General features: G+C 70.5%; 16 protein-coding genes. 8 read left to right on the top strand and 8 right to left on the bottom strand.

Translation table 11 applies throughout. The features are described from left to right. Positions 1–25 precede the first annotated feature (25 nt). The 5 genes from JYK02_RS13550 to JYK02_RS13530 form a co-directional block, all read right to left on the bottom strand. On the bottom strand, positions 26–1,741 hold the full coding sequence (locus tag JYK02_RS13550; protein ID WP_207051341.1) for a PA14 domain-containing protein: 1,716 nt from the start codon (positions 1,739–1,741) through the stop codon (positions 26–28). 119 nt (positions 1,742–1,860) lie between these two features. Continuing rightward, the gene (locus JYK02_RS13545; RefSeq protein ID WP_207051340.1) at positions 1,861–2,214 is read right to left on the bottom strand and encodes a hypothetical protein; all 354 of its coding nucleotides are present in this window, start codon (positions 2,212–2,214) and stop codon (positions 1,861–1,863) included. 90 nt (positions 2,215–2,304) lie between these two features. Further along, the gene (locus JYK02_RS13540) at positions 2,305–3,180 is read right to left on the bottom strand and encodes a 4-hydroxy-3-methylbut-2-enyl diphosphate reductase (RefSeq protein ID WP_207051339.1); all 876 of its coding nucleotides are present in this window, start codon (positions 3,178–3,180) and stop codon (positions 2,305–2,307) included. A 92-nt stretch (positions 3,181–3,272) separates the two neighbouring features. After that, complete coding sequence (locus JYK02_RS13535; protein WP_207051338.1) at positions 3,273–5,306, bottom strand: M56 family metallopeptidase; 2,034 nt, start codon at positions 5,304–5,306, stop codon at positions 3,273–3,275. Further along, positions 5,303–5,689 (bottom strand): BlaI/MecI/CopY family transcriptional regulator, encoded by a 387-nt coding sequence (locus JYK02_RS13530; protein WP_171437675.1) that lies wholly within the window; start codon positions 5,687–5,689, stop codon positions 5,303–5,305. Before JYK02_RS13530 ends, JYK02_RS13535 begins: the two co-directional genes overlap by 4 nt. A 193-nt stretch (positions 5,690–5,882) precedes the next feature. Between JYK02_RS13530 and JYK02_RS13525 the strand changes: the two genes are divergently transcribed. Then, on the top strand, positions 5,883–6,770 hold the full coding sequence (locus JYK02_RS13525) for a beta-xylosidase (RefSeq protein WP_207055110.1): 888 nt from the start codon (positions 5,883–5,885) through the stop codon (positions 6,768–6,770). Positions 6,771–6,793: 23 nt separating this feature from the next. Here the strand turns inward: JYK02_RS13525 and JYK02_RS13520 are convergent, their stop codons facing one another. From JYK02_RS13520 to JYK02_RS13510, 3 genes are all read right to left on the bottom strand, one after another. Continuing rightward, positions 6,794–7,846 (bottom strand): FadR/GntR family transcriptional regulator, encoded by a 1,053-nt coding sequence (locus JYK02_RS13520; RefSeq protein WP_242588733.1) that lies wholly within the window; start codon positions 7,844–7,846, stop codon positions 6,794–6,796. Between the two features lie 340 nt (positions 7,847–8,186). Then, positions 8,187–10,043, bottom strand: coding sequence for a hypothetical protein (locus tag JYK02_RS13515; protein ID WP_207051337.1), 1,857 nt, complete (start codon positions 10,041–10,043; stop codon positions 8,187–8,189). 4 nt (positions 10,044–10,047) lie between these two features. Continuing rightward, entirely contained in the window at positions 10,048–10,731 is a 684-nt protein-coding gene (locus JYK02_RS13510) for a protein-tyrosine phosphatase family protein (RefSeq protein ID WP_242588732.1), read from the bottom strand. Between JYK02_RS13510 and JYK02_RS13505 the strand changes: the two genes are divergently transcribed. From JYK02_RS13505 to JYK02_RS13475, 7 genes are all read left to right on the top strand, one after another. Continuing rightward, complete coding sequence (locus JYK02_RS13505) at positions 10,730–12,412, top strand: DUF5060 domain-containing protein (protein WP_207051336.1); 1,683 nt, start codon at positions 10,730–10,732, stop codon at positions 12,410–12,412. The genes JYK02_RS13510 and JYK02_RS13505 overlap by 2 nt on opposite strands. Positions 12,413–12,602: 190 nt before the next feature. Further along, positions 12,603–13,577 (top strand): MDR/zinc-dependent alcohol dehydrogenase-like family protein, encoded by a 975-nt coding sequence (locus JYK02_RS13500; protein WP_207051335.1) that lies wholly within the window; start codon positions 12,603–12,605, stop codon positions 13,575–13,577. After that, complete coding sequence (locus tag JYK02_RS13495; protein ID WP_207051334.1) at positions 13,574–14,575, top strand: Gfo/Idh/MocA family protein; 1,002 nt, start codon at positions 13,574–13,576, stop codon at positions 14,573–14,575. Before JYK02_RS13500 ends, JYK02_RS13495 begins: the two co-directional genes overlap by 4 nt. Before the next feature lie 52 nt (positions 14,576–14,627). After that, on the top strand, positions 14,628–16,427 hold the full coding sequence (locus tag JYK02_RS13490) for an ABC transporter ATP-binding protein (protein WP_242588731.1): 1,800 nt from the start codon (positions 14,628–14,630) through the stop codon (positions 16,425–16,427). 168 nt (positions 16,428–16,595) lie between these two features. After that, positions 16,596–17,717, top strand: coding sequence for an NAD-dependent epimerase/dehydratase family protein (locus JYK02_RS13485; RefSeq protein WP_207051333.1), 1,122 nt, complete (start codon positions 16,596–16,598; stop codon positions 17,715–17,717). Continuing rightward, positions 17,714–18,814 carry an NAD-dependent epimerase/dehydratase family protein gene (locus tag JYK02_RS13480; RefSeq protein WP_207051332.1) on the top strand — a complete coding sequence of 367 codons (1,101 nt, stop codon included), beginning with the start codon at positions 17,714–17,716 and terminating at the stop codon, positions 18,812–18,814. Before JYK02_RS13485 ends, JYK02_RS13480 begins: the two co-directional genes overlap by 4 nt. Then, the gene (locus tag JYK02_RS13475; protein ID WP_347402491.1) at positions 18,789–19,949 is read left to right on the top strand and encodes a glycosyltransferase family 4 protein; all 1,161 of its coding nucleotides are present in this window, start codon (positions 18,789–18,791) and stop codon (positions 19,947–19,949) included. Before JYK02_RS13480 ends, JYK02_RS13475 begins: the two co-directional genes overlap by 26 nt.

The following is a 19,949-nucleotide window of genomic DNA, read 5'->3' as shown; positions in this document are numbered from 1 at the left end:
GTCGTCCGCGCCGGGATGCGAGGCGCTACTGCCCGCTCATGCCCGGGCCCGGCTTCCAGACCTTCACGTAGTCGATGCGCGCGGTCCATGCCGTGGAGCCCGTGGTGTTCGCGTCGCCGTACCAGAACGCGGACCCGCTGCCGGTGAGGGCCCAGGTGGAGGCCACGAAGTTCGCCATGCCCACCAGCATCCGCTTGTAGTCCGGGTTGTTGGAGAACGCGGCCGGCAGGGGAATCTCGCGGATGGCGTTGGTCGCCGGGTCGCCAATCCACATCCGGATGTCATTGCCCACGCGGCGAGCGGTGTAGACCCACTGTTTGCCATTGCGTCGGTCCACGGTGGGGCGGATTTCTGACTGCTTGTTGTCCGGGTCCCAGTGCCAGGTGGTCATGACGTTGGTGCCGTCGTTGTTGGGCAGCTCGACGATGTCCAGCTCCGGCGGCCAGGGCGTCCCGCCCCAGCTCTCCGCGATGGGCCACATGAGGAAGTACATGCCCGTGCCAATGCCCGGAGGCAGGTCCGCCTTGAACGACACCTGGTAGTCCGCGTAGCCGGGATGCGCGGGCCGCCAGTTCTGCTCGTCCCACCACGTGCCCTGGTCCAGGTAGCAGCCGTCCCAGATGCCCGAGCCGTCATTGCGCTTGCGGGCGCGCATCTCCAGCTGGCCATTGACCGTCACGCACTGGCTCTGCGTGTTCATCACCATGACCGTGTGGTTGAGCGGCACGTTCGTCTGCCATTGCTTCCACTTGTTCCAGTCCAGCGAGTTGAAGTCGTCCTGGAGGTCCAGCACCCAGCCCGTGGGCGGATTGGGGACGCCGCCCACGCCGGGCGTGCTCCCGGACTGCAACGTCCAGCCCACCTGGGCGGACGCGTCGCCGGTGGCCTCGTAGTACTCCACCTTCACGCGGTGCGTGCCGGCGGTGAGGGTGACGTCGCCGGTCCGCGTCGTCGCGGAGTGGTCGCTCCAGTGGTCCACGACCAGGGCCCCGTCGACGGAGATGCGGCTGCCGTCGTCGGACGTGGTGGAGAAGCGGTACGTGCCCGCGCTGGCGAAGTTCCAGTCGCCCTCCCAGCGCACGCTGAAGCTGTCCACGCCCACGCCCGTACCGGGGCTCCCGGTCCCCCAGGAGAACTGGATGGCGGCGTCCTGGCGCTGGAAGGCCCGGGTCGTCAGGTTCGGGTCGCTGAAGTAGGTGCCCCGGAAGGCGCCCGTGGGGATGGGTAGCTCGCTGGGGCCCGCGGCGTCTCCCAGGATGTTCACCTCCTGCACCCAGGAGCCGCTCGTGTTCGTGCGGTAGCGCACGTAGACGAAGCGCGCGTTCGTGTCCGGGATGTCGCAGGCCTTCCACTGGATGACGCTGCCGTCGAGGTCGCAGTCGTACCAGCCCGTCTGGCTCCAGCTCGCGTCGAAGAGCTGGACGTGGAAGCGGTAGGCCTGGTCGCCCAGGCTCCAGACCTCCCGCACCTGTTTCAACGTCCCCAGGTCGTAGCCGACAAAGGCATTGTCGCCCGCGCCCCAGGCCCCCAGGCCCTCGTTGCCGTCGTTCACCTGCCAGGGATAGTCGAAGCCGCTGTCCTCGATGCGCGTCGCGGCCAATTCGGCGGTGACGGCGCCGCGAGCCACGGTGACGCGTGTATCGGGCGTGGGCTCGCGGACGTCACCACAGGACGCCAGCGAGCACAGCGGTAGCACCAGGCACGCCCGGACGAGCGCGCGGGAACGGGGGGATGGGGCCATCTTGTTTCCGCCTCCAGCAGGGTGGGGCGGCGACGAGATGTCCTTGCTGCACAGACTGTCAATCTCGTTTTCTTGGAAATTAGTTTAGTCTGTTTGTTCCCGTTCAGGCGAGGTTGGGGTCACTGGAGTTCGCAGAACTGGCAGACCGGCCCGATGAGCTTCCAGGCGGTACAGCTGCCGCCCGGGGGACAGCAGCGCTTGTACTTGGTGCCGGGCAAGCCATAGCCGCTGTTGGTGGTGCCCGGGTCTCCATATCCCGCGGTGTTCGAGCAGGGCGTACCGCACGCGGCCTGCCAGGTGACCATCGACTGCATCTGCGAGATGGGACAGTTGGGGTCGGTGCCGATCTCCTGCTCCACCTGGGCCTCGCCGCTGGGAGTCGCGGCTTCATCCGTTCCGGTGGAGGGGCCACAGGCGGTGAGGACGCCCAGGGTGAGGCTCATCAGGAACCACGCTCGAACCATGCTTCGCATGCGCAACGCTCCGGTCGGTGCAAGGCGGCAATGCCTTGCACCGACGGATTGCGGCATGTCTGCGTTCCCATGACAAGCCGGGGTGGCCCGCTACTTGCGCTGCTTCGACATCGAGCGGACGAAGACGGAGTCGACGCCGTGGATGCGCATGGAGATGAAGTCGTCCGCTGTGGCGTTCGTGTAGCCCATGCCGCGCATCTCCTTCACGAAGGCGGGCGTGACGCCATGGATGCGCATGGACACCAGGTCATCCGCGCTCAGGTCCGGGAAGCCCAGGCCGCGCATCTCCTTCACGAAGTCCGGCGTGACGTTGTGGATGCTCATGGACAGGAGCGAGTCCAGCGGCAGGCCCTTGAAGCCCAGCGCGGCCAGGCCCTGGATGCGCTCGGGCGTGACGTGGTGGATGCGGCAGTCCACCAGCTCCTGGACGGTCAGCTTCGGGTAGCCCTCGGCCGCCATGGCCCGGACGTACTCCGGGGTGACGTTGAAGATGCCCACGTGGACCAGCTCCTCCACGGTGGCCACCTTCTGGCCGGTGGCCGCCAGCGCCTGGACGCGCTGGGGGCCCACGTTGACGCTGGCCAGGAGGAACTGCTCGTCCGCGTCCGGCTTGGGAATGCCCAGCTCCGCCAGCTTCTTCGAGTAGCCCGCGTCCGGGCTGAAGCGCCAGGTGCCCACGCCCTGTCCGTCCTTGAACTGGCCCTCGAAGGCGAACGTGCCTGCCTCGCGCACCAGCTTGAAGGGAGCGCTGCTGCCGTCCGTGGTGGACAGCCCCTGGAAGTCCGCGAGCGGCGCGGAGAAGCCATGGTGCGAGTCCGGACGGTCCTTGGGCTGCAACGACAACTGCAACTGCTGCTCCCGCACCACCGCGCCCCACGTGCCGGTGCGCTGCGCATCGGCGGCGAGGACGGGGAGGGCCAGGAGCATCACGAACACGGTGAGCCACGGAGACAGGCGAGACGTCATGACGGCGACTCCTTTTTCGGGCAAGGCGCGGCCGGCCCGCGCGCTCCTTGGGGGAGTGCGCGGTGGGACCGCATGGGAGAGGAGGGGAGGGGTTACTTCCGGGGCTTCTGCATGCGGCGGATGAAGTCCGCGTCCACGCCGCCGGTGCGCAGGCGCACCAGCTCATCCACGGAGGCGGGCTTCACGCCCGCGGCTTCCAGCTCGCGGAGCCAGGCGGAGTCGACGCCCAGCGCGCGCAGCTGCATGGCCTCATCGAGCGTCAGGTTGCCGAAGCCCGCGGCCTTCAGGTCATTGAGCCACGCGGCGTCGATGTTGAGCGCCTTCGCGCCCAGCAGGTCCTCGAAGTCGTCCTTCGCGAAGCCCAGGGCGGCCATCTGTCCCAGCCACTCCGGAGTGACGCCCAGGTGCTTCATGGCCACCAGCTGTTCGGCGGGAATGGTCTTGCCGAAGCGGTCCGTCATGGACTTCACGTACTCCGGCGTGATGCCCGCGTGCTGGAAGCCCACCAGGGTCTCCACCGTCGGCGCGTAGCCCATGGCGGAGATGCGGTCGACGACCTCCGGGGTGACGCCCGCGATCTTCAGCGCGACCAACTGGTCCACGCTCAGCGGATCCACGCCCACGCGAGTGGTCTCATCGGCGTCCTGGGCCGCCTTCCGCTCCGCGCGAGCCTTGGCCCTGTCAGCGGGGTCGGGCTTCGGGGCGGGAGCGACCACCGGCGCGGGTCCGGCAGCCGGAGCAGGAGCCACGGCAATGACAAGCGGCAAGGGCGCCGGAACAACGAGCGGCGCGGAGGCCAGGCCCACGAGAGGCGTTGACGTCGCAGCCGCAATCCGTGCGGTCGCCGTGTTGGCAACACCCTGCGGCGCTGGCACTGAGGCGGCGAGCGGCGCGGTCGCCGTGGTAGCAACACCCTGCGGCGCGGGCACGGATGCGTCGCGCGGCGCGGGCGCCTGGGGAGTGCCCATCGCGACAGAGGCTGCGGCGATGCCAGGGCGGAGCGCGGAGGCGCTCCGGGCCGGGGCGGCCAGGGCCGCTGCCTCCAGCGCCTTCACGGGGTGCACGGCGAGCGCGGTCAGCGGGACCGCCAGTGCCAGGCTGCTCGCGAGCGTGACGATGGACACCCCCGCCGCCCAGCGCGACGAGCACCGCGACGCGGGCGCCACCACCAGCCGCCGCACGCGGTCCTTCAGTGAACCGCCCAGCGCGGACAGCGCGGGACCGCTGGCGTCCATTCCCTGCAACCGCAGCGCCTCCAGGGCGGTGAGCGCGCGAGCGTAGGGCAGGGCGCCAGGCCCCTGGCGCACGGCGAGGTCGTCACAGCAGTTCTCCCGCTCCACGCGGATGACCTGCGACATCCACCACACGGCCGGATGGTAGAAGAGGAGCGTCTCCACCAGCGTCTGCACCATGTTCACCGCGAAGTCATGACGGCGGATGTGGGCCAGCTCATGGGCCAGCACCAGCTCCAGCTCGCGCACGGCCAGCCCGGTGAGCGTGGCGGTGGGGACCAGCACCACGGGCTTCAGCCAGCCCAGCGTGGACGGCACGTCCAGCTTCGACGACACCAGCAGGCGCACCGGCCGAGTGAGATTCAGCCGCCGCGCCAGCACCTCCAGCCGCTGCTGCCATTCCCACGACGCGTGCACCGCCTCGTCCACCTGGCGGCGCAGCCCCAGCCAGCCCTTGAGCAGGCGCAGCGAGGACGCCGCCACGCCCATTCCCCACGCAAGCACCAGCCAGGGCAGGTGCTCGCCCACCTGCTGGAAGAGGCCCTCCAGCAGGGGCAGCGACGGGGGCTCCTTCATGGGAACGGACGGCCGCGCGGGCAGCTCCAAGCGAGAGCGCAACACCGGCTCCGGGAGCGGCGCCGCGGCGCGCTGGACGGACGCCGAGCGCACCGCGCGAGAGTCCACCTCCACAGCGCGAGAGGCATGCCGCCACGCGGTAGCCACCGGCAGCGCGAGCATGATGCCCAACGCCCCGCATGCCAGCGCGTAACGCAGGTTCGCCGAGCGCCGGCCCACCCACCGGAGCGCAAGCGCCAGGGCCGCCGCCACGAGCGCGCCCTGCCACAGCAGATGCACGAGCGCCCAACCCACCGCTTCCAGGATGAGACCGTTCATGACTCCGACTCCTTCTCGAGCGAATCCAGCAACTGGCGCAGCTCCGCCAACTCCTCGGGAGACGTCTTCTTGGTGGACAGGGCCTGCAGGGCGAGCCGCGCTGGGGAGCCGCCGAACACGCGGTCCACCAGGTCGGTGACCAACTGCTGCTGGGTGCTCTCCCGGGGGAGCCGGGCGCTGTAGACGTGCGCACGCTGCGACTCGTCGCGTGTCACCAGCCCCTTCTCCGTCATGATCTGCATCGTCTTCAGGACGGTGGTGTAGCCGCTCCCGTCCTGGAGCGTCTCATGGACCTCGCGCACGGTGCGTGCGCCCCGGTCCCACAGCACCCGCAGGATGGCCAGCTCGGCATCCGTGGGTCGCGGCAGCTTTCCTCGGCTCATGGCTTCCTCTCTCCTCACCGCTTCCTACGCATAGTTATACGAACGATTTCGTAGGTGTCAACGAAGCCTTTCGTAGTTCCCGGGCAAGGTGCCCCGTGGGGAGGGATGGCCGTCGGGCGCGGGGGTGCCCCCGGGGGGCGGTTGCCTTGAAAGGCCACGGGTGCTGCACACCCTGGATGGCAGGGGGCGCGCGATGATTGAAGCGGTGAAGCTCTGGAACGAGCCGAACAACAAGTCCCACTGGGACATCGAGCTCGACAAGGACTGGCTCATCTATTCGCGGATGGTGCGGCTGGCGGGGGCGGCGGTCCGCGCCGAGCACCCGACGCTGCCCCGCGTGCTGGGAGGCATGTCACCCATCGACCCGGGCTTCCTGGAGCGCCTGGATCGGCAGGGAGCGCTGGACGAGGTGGACGTGGTGGCGGTGCATGGCTTCCCGCTGGACTGGAACCACTGGCCCATCGACGAGTGGCCCCGGCGCATCGCGGAGGTCCGCGCGGTGTCCCGCCATCCGGTATGGGTCACGGAGGTGGGTGTGTCCTCCTTCGGAGCGGAGGAGGTGCAGGAGTTCGGCCTGCGGCGCACCGCGGAGCTGCTGCTGGGCCGGGTGGATCGGATCCACTGGTACAGCCTCTATGACCTGCCCAAGGCGTGGCCCGCGACCACGCGCCACCGCGAGGCGGAGGGCTCGTCGTACTACCGGCACTTCCACATGGGGTTGCTGCGCGAGGACGGCACGCCCAAGCGCGCGCTGCGCCACTTCGCGGACTACACGCCGGAGCTGGGCATCTGCCAGTGGTTCCACTTCGAGGATCCCCGGCTGGACGAAGCGGTGGCGTGGTTGAAGAAGCTCGGGGTGCGCCACGTGCGCACGGGGCTCAGCTGGGCGGACAGCCTGCGGCCAGGCGCCGAGGTGTGGTTCGACCGGCAGATGCGCGCGCTCGAGGACTTCGACGTGACGCTCACCTACTGCTTCACGCCGGAGTCATGCGGCATGGCCGCGCACCACACCAGTCCGCCAAACCACGTGGAGGAGTACGCGGACTTCTGCGCGCGGATGACGCGGCGCTACGCCAGGTAGGCCACCCGAGGTTCGTCACCGCGTCAGGAGCGGATGCAGGGCTCGGGTGGAACTCCCTCTGCGGATGAACCGTCCGGGACGTCCCCGCCAACGCGCTCAGCTTGGGGTTCGGTGGGTTCGGGTCCCGGGACGGCGCGAAAACGCGGCGCATCGCCGTGGGGTTCCACAAGAGAGGGCTGCACAGGAGGACAGGCCGAGGGATCGGACACGAGGTCGCCGACCGCACGCGTCTCAACGCAGGGGAGTACCGCAGGCCCATCGTCTTGAGCGGTGTTTGATGCAAGAGCGGCGAGGGGATCCTCCTGAAGATGAGGCACTTCGGGAGTGACCTGCGCCTGAGGACGTGGGGCGACCTGGTCGAGCAACCGCGCATCACACGCCTTCAGCAACACCGGCAGTTGGTGCTGAAGCGCCTGCATGTCACGCTCGTTCAGGGCATGCATCGCGAATCTGGCCCACTGGCCCAGGACTTCGCCGCCCATGAAGGGCAGCAGCCGTGCCTCAATGCCCCTGAAGGCCCGTTGCAGCGATTGGATGAGGAGCAGGTGCCCGGGACGCGCAGCCACCTGGGCCGCCAGCCGCAGCAACTCGAACTCCAACTGCGCGCAGCGCTCTCCGGGGTGCCAGCGCGCCGCGTCCCAGAGCGCGTAGCAGACGGACTCCAACCGGCCAATCTCCGACTCGGAGGCGTTCGCGCAGCAGTCGGCCAGGAGCTCCACCAGCACCTGCCGCTTGAGGCTGAAGAAGCCCTCCAGCAGCCGCCGGCCCTCCTCGGAGCGCGCGGCATGCAGCGCCAGGCCCAGGTTCTCCAGCGTCAGCGATTCATCCAGCGCCACCGCTCGCGCCTGGCGCCCGGGGTGCTGCACCACGAGGCCCCGTGCCGCCAGACGCCTCAAGGCCTCGCGCACCGTGCCCCGGCACACGCCATACCAGCCAGCCATCACCCGCTCCGAGGCCAGCCGCCCGTTCCTCGGCAGGCGCCCCAGCGCGATGTCCTGCTCAATCTGCTGCTCCACATACGCCACCAGCCCCACCCTCACCATCTCCGCCGCCCTTCTCGCCGATGCTTCGCGCATCCAACCAGACGGGTCTGACATGGACGGGACGGACTGGGGGACCCGCCCTCCGGCGCCGGGCGATGCGAACTGGTCCGACTGTCGGACCAGTTGGGCGACATCGGCCCCGGCAGGCGCCTTGGTCCACGGGCCCTTCCTGCGCGCCTGTCAGGCCTGTGCGCCCCGGGCCGCAGCGCAGGTGGACCCCATCTGTTCGACAGGCGGGCAGGTTTTCGAAGTCCACCGGGCACGGGCCCTGTTCCTGGAGCCTTCCTGGTTTTCGCTCGCGGGTCGTGTCGCGACACACTGCGCGCCAGGTAGGCACGAGTCCTCGCGGACATCTTTGGGGGCGTGGGCTTCGTCAATGAACCGTTGTCTGCCCTCGGAGGTCTTCGCGCAGACGAGCGGCGTAGCGGGCCGCCGCGGTGCGCAGCCGGAGGGCTTCGTCGGGGGCCACGTTTTCCAGCGCGGTCGCGGCCAGCGTGTGATGGCCACATTGAAATGCCAGGTAACAGGGCCGGTAGAAGCGCAGCAGCAGCGGGGACACGGGGTGGCCGCTGGTGCGCTCGACGTGCGTGGCGAGCGTGGGTTCGCTCAGGTTCAGCTCCACGGCGGCGCCCACGATGTCCCAGGCCACGTCCTGACAGCCCACGAGGTCGAGCCCTGCGTGGTGGTCCATGGCATCTGTCTTGAGGATCTGGCCTCCGGGGAGGACGAGCCATTCCCATGCATGGAGCTTGTGATCCGTTTCCACGGGCCGCACGGTGCGCGCGAGTGCATCCAGGTGCGGCACCCATGCGTCCAGGATTCGTGCGAACTCTTCGCCCAGGGCCCGGTCTGTGTTGTACCGAGCCATCTCGAGCAGGCGGCTCATGGGGGCGCCGCGTCCGGGCTCCGGGGCGGGGAAGGTTCGTGCGCGGAAGCCGAGGTAGCGGCCCACGTGCTCCAGCAGTGCGGCACGGTCCAGGCCTCGCGCGAGGGGAAGAGGGCATGCGTGCGGAGTCGCACGGGTCGGCGCGAGCTCGCTGCCTGTGTGGCCTGACCGGTGGCTGACGAACTCTGCTGGGCCGTGTCCTCCAGATGAGGGGGCGTCCTGCTTGAGCCAGGGCTGCACTAGGAAGCCGTGCCGCAACCCTGTGACGGGAGGTGTGAAGCCAGCTTCCGCGAGCTGACGTGCTCGGAGGGCCCGGTGTTCCGCGGGGACTCCGAGGCCCGCGAAGCGGAGCAGGAACGTGCCTCGCTCCGTGGTCAGCAGGTACTTGCGGCGCTCCTGCTGGACGTGGACCGCCGGCCAGTCTTGCCGCTCCGGGAACGCGTGGTGGCGCCATGCGCCCGCGCTGATGTCCGCCAATGGAGCGATGGCCGGGCCGGTGAGGTCTTCCACCCAGGCCGGGAGTCGCGCGGCACAGACGTCGAAGTCCATGGTGTGGCGGTGGACCTGTGTCCAGCGTACGCGGTGAGGCTCGCTGGCCATGGGACCTGTGGCGCCCGCGTGGCTGGGGAAGAAGTGGAGCCGCTCGCGGGGCATGCCCCTCGCCTCCAGGAAGTCCGCCACCGCGCCGAAGGAGCTGCCGGACAGGCCGGGTCCCTCATCCACAATGGCTACCGCGTCGGCTTGGGCCGTGGCTTCCAGCTCGCGCTTTAGGTGGGGGCTGGGATGCAACTGGCGCTCGAACGGTGGACCTACGGGGCGGACGGTGAGGGGCGGCGTGTCCGAACCGAGCCCCTCGGCAACGATGCAGGCGAGTCCGGTGCCGATGCTTCGCACGCCCACCACCCGGGTCGAACCCGGGAGCCGTGCGGCTCGTGCGGCTTCCAGGTACAGCTCGGGGTAGAGCGCGAAGTGCGCGTAGCCCTCGGGCTCCTTGAGCGTCACGTGGGTGGGCAGCTCGCGCTGCTCAATGGATTCGAGCAGCGCTAGCGCCGCCGTGACCGATGCGGTGCCTCCGTCCCATGTCTCACCCACGAGCCTCGCGAGCACCTGGGGTAGGGTGAGCCAGGTCTGGCTCCTGGCGCCTGCGGTGTCCTTGCCCGTGGCCTCCTCGTCCGCGTCGAGCAGTCCCTGGGCCAGCACGCTGGCTTCGATGAACAGCGTCACCAGCTCCGCGTGCTGCTCCAGTCCCGGTCGAAACGTGTCCAGTCGCCGCAGACGGGCTCTCAGCAGACGGAGAACCCCGATGGGGGCCAGCGTTCTCGGGTGATCTCCGTAGACGAGCATTTCCTCAGCTTGTTTCCATGCCCGTACGCAGATGCCGGTAGGCGATGGTGCCCAGCGCTTCGAGCGTGGGCACCGACCACGGGACGGCTCCCCTTGCGTGCACGTCCCGCGTGTACTCGATGAAGGCCCCCAGTTGCTCCGGGCTGGGCGACACTCGGGGCCGCCGGGTCTTGGCCAGCTCCAGCGCGGCGAGCGGTTCCATCCCCTGATCCACCAGCACGCACAACGCCAGCAGCGCGCTCCTTCCGATGCCGTGCTCGCAGTGGATGAGGACCTTCTGTTCGCTCGCCAGCCGGGCACGGATCCACGCCACTCCGTCGTGGATCATCTTCAACTGGATGGCGCGCATGTCCACCGTGGGCAGGTGCAGGAACGTGATGCCGTGTTCTCGCAGCACGTGCTCGTCGTCCTGGCACTCCACCCGGACATCCACCACATGACGCACGCCCAGCTTCTGGGCCAGATGCGCGGCGGCATCCATGGGATAGCTTCCGCCCACCGCCAACAGCGGCGTCACCCAGTCGAGATTGAGCTCCCGCTCCTTCACGCGCATGTGCACTTCCTCCCGCTCCAGCGCATCGAGGCCGTGGAGGGAAGATAGGGGGCCGCGGTGATGGAGGGCCGGGCGGCCTTGGGTGGGCTCCGGGCGCTCGGCCTGCTGACTGGTGTTGGGGAGGGGTGGGGACATGGCGCCATTCACGCAGGGCTTCCGGGTGTGGCTGTGGGTCGTGCTGCTCGCGGGGTGCGCGGCTTCACGCCCACCGCCCGAAGCTCCGGCTCCGCTTCAGGAGGTGGAGCGCTTCGCGCGGTTCGAGGTCGGCTTCACGGTCCCCGGCGTTACGGGTGCCCCGGATGACGTCCCCGTGCGTGCTCGTTTCGTGGCGCCCTCCGGGCGGGAAGTCGAGGTGGGCGGTTTTCCCGTGACGGGTGGTGGCTTCCGCGTGCGCTTCACGCCCCAGGAGGTGGGCGAGTACCGCTACCGCGTCCGGGCGGGGACGGTGGAGGTCGCGTCAGGCCGGTTCATGTCCCGGCCGTCCTCGCGCCGGGGCTTCGTGCGCCGCAGCCGTGTCTCCGCGCATCACCTGGCATGGGAGGACGGCACGCCCTTCCTTCCCTTGGGAGAGAATCGCTTCAACGTCTACGACCCCACGTGGAATCACGGCCAGGAGTCCTCGACGGAGTACATCGCGGGCATGGCGGCGCGTGGGATGAACACCCTGCGCATCTTCATCTTCACCGACTGCGAGCGGGAGGAGCCGGTGCCCGGTCCGCAGCCCGGCTGCCTGGAGCCGCGCCCGGGTGTCTTTAATCCGGAGGTCGCTGCCCATTACGACGCCATCTTCGACGCCGCTGAACGGCACGGCCTCCAGGTGATCATCGCCCTCTTCGCGGTGGGCTTCACGCCGGGCGAGACGTGGAAGAGCTGGGAGGACAATCCCTACAGCACCGCGCGCGGCGGCCCGGCGGCCGCGCCGGATGACTTCTTCGACCGGCCGGAGTTGGCGGAGCGCCGGCTGCGCTATGTGCTCGCGCGCTTCGGCGCGTCGCCTGCGTTCCTGGCCGTGGACCTGCTCAACGAACCGGAGTGGGACGGCAACGTCGGTGAGGCGACGTGGATGCCCTGGGCGGAGCGGCTCGCGGCGACGTGGCATGCGGAGGATCCGTACGGGCATCTCGTCACGGTGGGCTCGGTGGGGCTGCACTGGAACGTCGATGGCGACGAGCGCCCCTGGTATGCGAGCCGGCAGGATGACCTCCTGCAATGGCACCTCTACGGCAAGGAGTTCTATGAGGTGCATGCGCTCGCGGCGGAGTTGACGCGGAAGGTGGCGGAGACGTGGGGCTACGACAAGCCCATCCTCCTGGGCGAGTTCGGCTATGGCGGCGATGACCGCCAGACGTACGACCACACGCACGTGGGCATCTGGGTCACGACCTTCTGCGGCGCGGGCGTGCTCGCGCACAGCGCGCCTCCCTTCACCGAGGATTCCGACGTGCCGATGACGCCGGAGCGGGGCCGGCACTTCCGCGTGCTGGCGGACTTCCTCGCTCGCCTGCCTTCAGGCCCGCCGCTCCTGCCGATGGCGTCACCCACCGTGTCGCCCACGGGCACGCGGGCGTGGGCCATGGGCCGCCCGGGATTGCAGGCGCTGTGGGTGATGGGCGCGAAGGAGGGCTATGGCCAGTCCGTGTCCGGTGCACAGGTCCGCCTGCGGTTGACGCCCGGGCAGTACCGCATCACCTGGTGGAACGACGTGACTGGCGAAGTGCTGGGCCGCGAGCAGCGCCTCGTGATGGAGCCGGAGTTGGTGCTCTCCGTGCCCCGGTTCATGCGTCACGCGGCTGGCGTGGTGGAAGCGGTGCCCTGAATCCGGCACCTGGTGCCGAGCTCAAGGCCGGGCTGCACCTACCTGGGTGCCAGCTGGGAGGCGTGGTGAATACGGTCTGCCGGGCAGTCCTCTCTTGGCGACGAGTGCACAGCCGCACCGCCCCTTCGCGCCGGGTCCCGTGTGCGTGGGCCGGTTCTAGCTTGAGGCGATTCACCGGGGAGGGCGGCACATGGATGGCGCGGCGGTCGTCACGATGCGGGCGGCGGTGGTGGGGGGACCTCGGGGGACTCGCGTGGAGCGCGTGGCCCGGCCTGAACCCGGGCCCGGTCAGGTGCGGGTCCGGATGGAGGGATGTGGCGTCTGTGGCTCCAACCTTCCTGTCTGGGAAGGGCGTGAGTGGTTCCGCTACCCCCTGGCCCCCGGTGCTCCCGGACACGAGGGCTGGGGCGTCGTGGATGCCCTGGGCCCTGACGTCTCCGGCCTGAAGCCCGGCGACCGCGTGGCCATGCTGTCGTCCTCGGCCTTCGCCGAGTACGACCTGGCGGACGCGGCCTCAACGGTGGTGCTTCCTCCGTCGCTCGCGGGCAAGCCGTTCCCCGGCGAACCGCTGGGCTGCGCGATGAACATCTTCCGGCGCTCGGACATCCAGCCGGGCCAGACCGTCGCCATCATCGGCATCGGCTTCCTGGGCGCGGTGGTGACCCGGCTCGCGGCCAACGCGGGGGCTCGCGTCATCGCCATCACCCGCAGGCCCTGGGCGCTGGAGCTGGCTCGCGGATATGGCGCCACCGAGTGCATCCCCATGGATGACCACCACCGCATCATCGCCCGCGTGAAGGCCCTCACCGGGGACGCCCTCTGCGACCGCGTCATCGAGGCCGTCGGTGAGCAGTGGCCGCTGGACCTCGCGGCGGAGCTGACTCGCGAACGCGGGAAGCTCGTCATCGCGGGCTACCACCAGGACGGACCCCGGCAGGTGAACCTGCAATTGTGGAACTGGCGCGGGCTCGACGTCGTCAACGCCCACGAGCGCGACCCGAAGGTCTACGTCGAGGGCATGCGCCTGGCCGTGGACGCCGTCGCCTCCGGCCGGTTGGATCCGTTCCCCCTCTTCACCTCCTATCCGCTGGAGGAGATGGACCGCGCCTTCGACGCCATGCGCACGCGCCCGGACGGCTTCCTCAAGGGGGTCGTCACCCTATGAACGCCCTCCGGCAGGAGCTGAAGCCCCGGGTCGGCTTCCTGGGCGTGGGCTGGATCGGCCGCAACCGCATGGAGGCCATCGTGCGCTCCGAGCAGGTCCAGGTGGTGGGCCTCTGCGACCCCTCCGCTGATGCCACTCGCGAGGCCCTGACCCTGGCCCCCGGCGCGAAGTGCGTCGGGTCACTGGACGCGCTGCTCGACCTGGGGCTCGACGGGCTGGTCATCGCCACGCCCAGCGCGGTGCACGCGGAGCAGTCCCTGCTCGCGCTGGAGCGCGGCGTGTCCGTGTTCTGCCAGAAGCCCCTGGGCCGCACGGCCTCGGAGGTGCGCCGCGTGGTGGACGCCGCCCGCGCGAAGGACCGGCTCCTGGGCGTGGACTTGAGCTACCGCTTCACCACCGGCATGCGGCAACTCCACGAGCGCATCCAGGCGGGAGAACTGGGGCACGTCTACGCGGTGAACCTCGTGTTCCACAACGCGTACGGTCCGGACAAGGCGTGGTTCTACGACCCCCGGCAGGCGGGCGGCGGCTGCGTGATGGACCTGGGCATCCACCTGGTGGACCTGGCGCTGTGGACGCTCGGGTTTCCCGCCGTGGAGGCGGTGTCCACCCGGCGCTTCGCTCAAGGGCGGCCGCTCGGCTCACGCGAGGAGGGCGTGGAGGACTTCGCCTCCGCGCAGCTCTTGCTGGGCACGGGCGCTTCCGTGCAGCTCGCCTGCTCCTGGAAGCTGCCCGCCGGGTGCGACGCGGTCATCGAGGCGGCCTTCTACGGCACGAAGGGCGGCGCCGCGTTCCGCAACGTGGACGGCTCGTTCTACGACTTCACCGCGGACGTGTTCCAGGGCACCCGGCGCGAGCGGCTGTGCACTCCGCCTGATGCCTGGGGCGGACGGGCCGCCGTGGCGTGGGCCACCCGGCTGGCGAAGGGCGAGCGCTTCGACGTGGAGGCCGAGCGGCTCGTGGACGTGGCCACCACGCTGGACCGCCTCTACGCCTGAGCGTCCGGGCAGGAAGGGAAGGGGAGGAGAGGCCAGTGCGTTCCTGGCGCTCATGCAGAACCCTCCCGTCCCTCCCGCATCGCTGTCGCGCGCGATGGCCTGGCTCAAGCCCCACCGGCGCGCCGTCGTCCTCATCCTCCTGCTGGTGCTGACGGGCTCCGCGCTGAGCGCGCTGGAGCCGCTGGTGCTCAAGCACATCTTCGACCAGCTGGGCGCGCAGGGGGCCGCCCGGGCGGTGCTCCTCGGCGTCGGGGGCCTGGTGCTCATGGGCCTGACGCGCGAGGCGCTCGCCTCCACGGCGAGCTGGCTCACCTGGCGCACGCGCATCCACGTGCACTACTCGCTCAACGAGGCCACCGTCACGCGCCTGCACTCGCTGCCCCTGAGCTTCCACCGCGAGGAGGGCGTGGGCGCCATCATGACCCGGCTCGACCGCGGCATGCAGGGCTTCGTGGGCGCCATCACGGAGCTGGCCTTCAACGTCGTGCCCGCGGCGGCGTACCTGCTGCTCTCCGTCATCATCATGCTCCGGCTGGACTGGCGGCTGGCGCTGGTGGCGCTCGCGTTCGCGCCCATCCCCGTGCTCATCGCCCGCAGGGCCGCGCCCGTGCAGACGCGGCGCGAGCAGTCGCTGATGGACCGCTGGGCCAGCATCTACGCCCGCTTCAACGAAGTGCTCTCCGGCATCGTCACGGTGAAGAGCTGTGCCATGGAGGAGCGCGAGAAGCAGCGCTTCCTGCACGGCGTGCGCGAGGCCAACGCCGTCGTCGTCCGGGGCGTGGGCTACGACGCCGTGGTCAGCGGCGGCCAGAACGTCGCCGTGCTGGTGGCGCGCGTGGCATCCATTGGCATGGGCGCCCTGCTGGTGCTCAAGGGCGAAATCACCACCGGCACGCTGGTGGCGTTCCTGGGCTACATCGGCGGGCTGTTCGGTCCGGTGCAGGGCCTGAGCGGCGTGTACCGCACGCTGCGGACCGCGTCCGTGGCCATGCGCCAGGTCTTCTCCATCCTGGACGCGCAGGACCACCTGGGCGACGCGCCGGACGCGCGCGAGGTGACGGCCGTGAAGGGCGAGGTGGAGTTCTCCGACATCCACTTCGCCTACCCCTCCGCCGCGGGTCCCAGCCGGCCGCTCCTGCGCGGCGTGGACCTGAAGGTGCGGCCGGGAGAGACCATTGCCCTCGTGGGGCCCAGTGGCGCGGGCAAGACGACCCTGATGAGCCTGCTGTACCGCTTCTATGACCCCGTGCAGGGCACGGTGCGCATCGACGGGCAGGACGTGCGCTCGCTCAAGCAGATGTCGCTGCGCCGCCACATCGGCGTGGTGCTCCAGGACAGCCTGCTCTTCAACGAGAGCGTGCGCGCGAACATCGCCTATGGGCGGCCGGAGGCCTCGCAGGAGGAGATTGAAGCCGCCGCCCGCGCCGCGCACGCGGATGTCTTCATCCACCGGCTGCCGCAGGGCTACGACACCGTGGTGGGAGAGAAGGGCAGCCGCCTGTCCGCCGGCGAGCGCCAGCGCATCGCCATCGCGCGGTCGCTGCTCAAGGACCCGCCCATCCTGGTGCTGGACGAGCCCACCAGCGCGCTGGACGCGGAGAGCGAGGCGCTGGTGCAGGAGGCGCTGGGCCGCCTGATGAAGGGACGCACCACGTTCGCCATCGCGCACCGGCTGTCCACGGTGGTGGACGCGGACCGCATCCTGGTGCTCCAGGAGGGCCGAATCGTCGAGCAGGGACGGCACGCGGAGCTCATGCGCCACGACGGCTACTACGCGTCGCTCGTGCGCCGCCAGACGCGGGGCCTCTTGCCCGACCGCCCCGCGGAGCCTGCGTCGCCGCTGTCCGCCTGAGCCGGCCCGTCCTCGCGGCCGTTGCGTGACGCCGCTCCCAGACGCACGTGGGGGCGTGCACACGCAGGCAGACCATCAGGGAGGGATGACCTGGACGGTGGGGTGTTTACCGTTGCCTCGGACCGGCAGCGGGCCGCGTGGGTGGACGCGGCCAGGGGGCGGGGGCGCATGGGCCGCAAACACATCCTCATCACCGGGGGCGCGGGCTTCATCGGCTCGCACCTGGCGGACGAACTGCTCGCGCACGGGCACCGGGTGCGGGCGCTGGACTCCCTGGTGCCGCAGGTGCACGGCCCCGGACGTGAGCGCCCGGACTACCTGTCCCCGGAGGTGGAGCTCCACGTCGGGGACGTGCGCGACGCGGAGGCCGTGCACCGGGCGCTGGAGGGTGTGGACTCCGTCGTGCACCTGGCCGCGGCGGTGGGCGTGGGCCAGAGCATGTACGAGGTGGCCCACTACACGTCGGTGAACAACCAGGGCACCGCCGTGCTGCTCCAGGCCCTCATCGAGCGCCCCGTGGAGCGGCTGGTGGTGGCCTCCAGCATGAGCGTCTACGGCGAGGGGCTGTGCCTCACGCCGGACGGCCGCACCGTCCCGGGCCCGGAGCGTTCGCTGGAGCAGCTGCAGGCGGGGGACTGGGAGCTGCGCGACGCGCACGGCACGCGGCTCACCCCCGTGCCCACGCCAGAGGACAAGACGCCCACGCTGTCGAGCGTGTACGCGCTGTCGAAGTTCGACCAGGAGCGGCTGTGCCTGATGGTGGGCCGCGCGTACCGCATCCCCACCGTGGGCTTGCGCTTCTTCAACGTCTACGGCCCGCGCCAGGCGCTCTCCAACCCGTACACCGGCGTGCTGGCCATCTTCGCGTCGCGGCTGCTCAACGGGAACGCGCCGCTGCTCTTCGAGGACGGCCTGCAGCAGCGCGACTTCGTGAACGTGCACGACGTGGCGCAGGCCTGCCGGCTGGCGCTCCAGGTGGAGGGCGCGGCGGGCCAGGTGCTCAACGTGGGCAGCGGCAAGGCCGTCACCGTGCGCGACGTGGCGCGCGCGGTGGGCGAGGTGATGGGCCTGTCCCGGATGCGGCCGGCCGTGACGGGGAAGTACCGCATGGGCGACATCCGCCACTGCTTCGCGGACATCACCCGCGCGCGGCAGGTGCTGGGGTACTCGCCGCGCGTGGGGTTCCAGGAGGGACTGCTGGAGCTGTCGCGGTGGCTGGTGGGGCAGGTGGCCCAGGACCGGGCGGCGGAAGCTCGCGCGGAGCTGGATGCCCGGGGGCTCACCGTATGAGGGCCGCATCCAGCGGGGAGGGGACGGTCGTCATCTTCGGGGGCGCGGGCTTCATCGGCTCGAACGTGGCGGACCACTACCTTCAAGAAGGGCGCACGGTCCGCGTGTTCGACAACGTGTCGCGCCACGGCGTGGAGAAGAACCTGCGCTGGCTGCGCGAGCGCCACGGCGAGCGGCTGCGCATCGACATCGCGGACACGCGCGACCTGTTCGCGGTGCGCCGGGCCGTGCGCGAGGCGAGCGAGGTGTTCCACTTCGCCGCGCAGGTGGCGGTGACGCACAGCCTCCAGTCCCCGCTCCACGACTTCGACGTCAACGCGCGCGGCACGCTCCACGTCCTGGAGGCGCTGCGGGAGATGGAGACGCCCGCGCAGCTCGTCTTCACCTCCACCAACAAGGTGTATGGCGGGCTGCCGGGGCTGGAGCTCGCGGTCCGGGGGCAGCGCTACGCGCCCATGGATGAGCGCACGCTGGCGCACGGCATCAGCGAGACGTGCCCGCTCGACTTCGAGAGCCCGTATGGCTGTTCGAAGGGGGCTGCGGACCAGTACGTGCTGGACTACGCGCGCACCTTCGGGCTGCCCACGGTGGTGTTCCGGATGAGCTGCATCTACGGGCCCCGGCAGTTCGGCACGGAGGACCAGGGCTGGGTGGCGCACTTCCTCCTGCGGGCGCTGGGCGGCGAGCCGCTCACGCTCTACGGCGACGGCATGCAGGTGCGCGACATCCTCTTCGTGGAGGACCTGGTGCGCGCCTTCCGGCTGGCCCACCAGGCCATGCCGCGCATCCAGGGACGGGCCTTCAACATCGGCGGGGGACCGGGGCAGACGGTGAGCCTGCTGGAACTCCTGGCGCTCATCCAGCGGCGCACGGGCCGCGCGCCGCGCGTCGGCTTCGAGGACTGGCGCTCGGGCGATCAGCGCTACTACGTCTCCGACACGCGCGCCTTCATGCGGGCCACCGGGTGGATGCCCCGGGTGGGGGTGGAGGAGGGCATGGCGCGGCTGGGGGGCTGGCTGGAGGAACTGCGGGGCGGGCGGACGCGGCCGGTGATGGGGCGGGGGGAGACGCTTGAAGCCGTCGACAGCCAGCCCTGAGGCGCCACGGCTCGTGCCGCCGGTGCGCCGGGTGCTGATGACCGCCGACACGGTGGGCGGCGTCTGGTCCTACGCGCTGGAGTTGTGCCGCGCGCTCTGCCTGAGGGGCGTGTGCGTGGAGCTGGCCACGATGGGCGCGCCGCTGTCGCCCGCGCAGTGGCTGGAGGCCCGCGCGCTGCCCGGGCTCACGGTGCATGAGAGCACCTGGAAGCTGGAGTGGATGGACGCGCCCTGGGAGGACGTGCGCGCCGCCGGTGAGTGGCTGCTGGCATTGGAGGCCCGGCTGTCACCGGACGTGGTGCACCTCAACGGCTACTGCCACGGCGCATGGCCCTTCCGAGCGCCGGTGCTGGTGGTGGCGCACTCATGTGTCCTCTCCTGGTGGGAGGCGGTGAAGGGCGAAGCCGCGCCGGCCCACTGCCGCCGTTACCGCGAGGAGGTGGCGAAGGGGCTCCACGCGGCGTCCGTCGTGGTGGCGCCCACGCAGGCCATGCTCGATGCCATCGAGCGGCACTACGGCACCGTTCACACAAGGGATGCCCGCGCGTTCCCTGCCGCGCGGGTCATCCCGAACGCGCGGTGCGCGACGCGCTTCCCCCCGTCGCGCAAGGAGCGCTTCGTGCTCGCGGCGGGGCGGCTGTGGGACGAGGCCAAGAACCTGGCCGCGCTGGAGGCCGTCGCGCCCGGGTTGCCCTTTCCCATCCATGTCGCGGGTGACGCCCTGCACCCGGAAGGCAATGCCGTGGCGACGACGCGGAGCACCCGGCCCCTGGGCCACCTCGCGCCCCCCGTACTCGCGCGGTGGATGGCTCGCGCGTCCGTGTACGCGCTGCCCGCTCGCTACGAGCCCTTCGGCCTGTCCGCGCTGGAGGCCGCGCTCGCAGGCTGCGCGCTGGTGCTGGGAGACATCCCCAGCCTGCGCGAGGTGTGGGGCGACGCCGCGCACTTCGTGCCTCCGAATGATTCCCGTGAGCTGGCGCGGGCCCTGCGCTTCCTCATGAACCATCCGCGCGAACGCACGGCCCTGGCGGCGCGGGGCCGCGAGCGCGCGCTCACCTTCACTCCCGACCGGATGGTGGAGGCCTACCTGGACCTCTACGCAAGCCTCGCCCGGCGGGAGCGCCGAGTGTCCTGA

The organism is Corallococcus macrosporus, from assembly GCF_017302985.1.
In the GTDB taxonomy this organism is placed as follows: domain Bacteria; phylum Myxococcota; class Myxococcia; order Myxococcales; family Myxococcaceae; genus Corallococcus; species Corallococcus macrosporus_A.
This window is presented reverse-complemented; position numbering and strand designations above follow the sequence as displayed.

What these genes read in the sequence shown, in the direction of transcription:
- JYK02_RS13535 (WP_207051338.1), bottom strand. Translation starts at nt 5,306, where the DNA reads ATGAACGGTCTCATCCTGGAAGCGGTGGGTTGGGCGCTCGTGCATCTG.
- JYK02_RS13520 (WP_242588733.1), bottom strand. Translation starts at nt 7,846, where the DNA reads ATGCGCGAAGCATCGGCGAGAAGGGCGGCGGAGATGGTGAGGGTGGGG.
- JYK02_RS13550 (WP_207051341.1), bottom strand. Translation starts at nt 1,741, where the DNA reads ATGGCCCCATCCCCCCGTTCCCGCGCGCTCGTCCGGGCGTGCCTGGTG.
- JYK02_RS13510 (WP_242588732.1), bottom strand. Translation starts at nt 10,731, where the DNA reads ATGTCCCCACCCCTCCCCAACACCAGTCAGCAGGCCGAGCGCCCGGAG.
- JYK02_RS13480 (WP_207051332.1), top strand. Translation starts at nt 17,714, where the DNA reads ATGAGGGCCGCATCCAGCGGGGAGGGGACGGTCGTCATCTTCGGGGGC.
- JYK02_RS13485 (WP_207051333.1), top strand. Translation starts at nt 16,596, where the DNA reads ATGGGCCGCAAACACATCCTCATCACCGGGGGCGCGGGCTTCATCGGC.
- JYK02_RS13505 (WP_207051336.1), top strand. Translation starts at nt 10,730, where the DNA reads ATGGCGCCATTCACGCAGGGCTTCCGGGTGTGGCTGTGGGTCGTGCTG.
- JYK02_RS13490 (WP_242588731.1), top strand. Translation starts at nt 14,628, where the DNA reads ATGCAGAACCCTCCCGTCCCTCCCGCATCGCTGTCGCGCGCGATGGCC.
- JYK02_RS13540 (WP_207051339.1), bottom strand. Translation starts at nt 3,180, where the DNA reads ATGACGTCTCGCCTGTCTCCGTGGCTCACCGTGTTCGTGATGCTCCTG.
- JYK02_RS13525 (WP_207055110.1), top strand. Translation starts at nt 5,883, where the DNA reads ATGATTGAAGCGGTGAAGCTCTGGAACGAGCCGAACAACAAGTCCCAC.
- JYK02_RS13530 (WP_171437675.1), bottom strand. Translation starts at nt 5,689, where the DNA reads ATGAGCCGAGGAAAGCTGCCGCGACCCACGGATGCCGAGCTGGCCATC.
- JYK02_RS13495 (WP_207051334.1), top strand. Translation starts at nt 13,574, where the DNA reads ATGAACGCCCTCCGGCAGGAGCTGAAGCCCCGGGTCGGCTTCCTGGGC.
- JYK02_RS13515 (WP_207051337.1), bottom strand. Translation starts at nt 10,043, where the DNA reads ATGCTCGTCTACGGAGATCACCCGAGAACGCTGGCCCCCATCGGGGTT.
- JYK02_RS13500 (WP_207051335.1), top strand. Translation starts at nt 12,603, where the DNA reads ATGGATGGCGCGGCGGTCGTCACGATGCGGGCGGCGGTGGTGGGGGGA.
- JYK02_RS13545 (WP_207051340.1), bottom strand. Translation starts at nt 2,214, where the DNA reads ATGCGAAGCATGGTTCGAGCGTGGTTCCTGATGAGCCTCACCCTGGGC.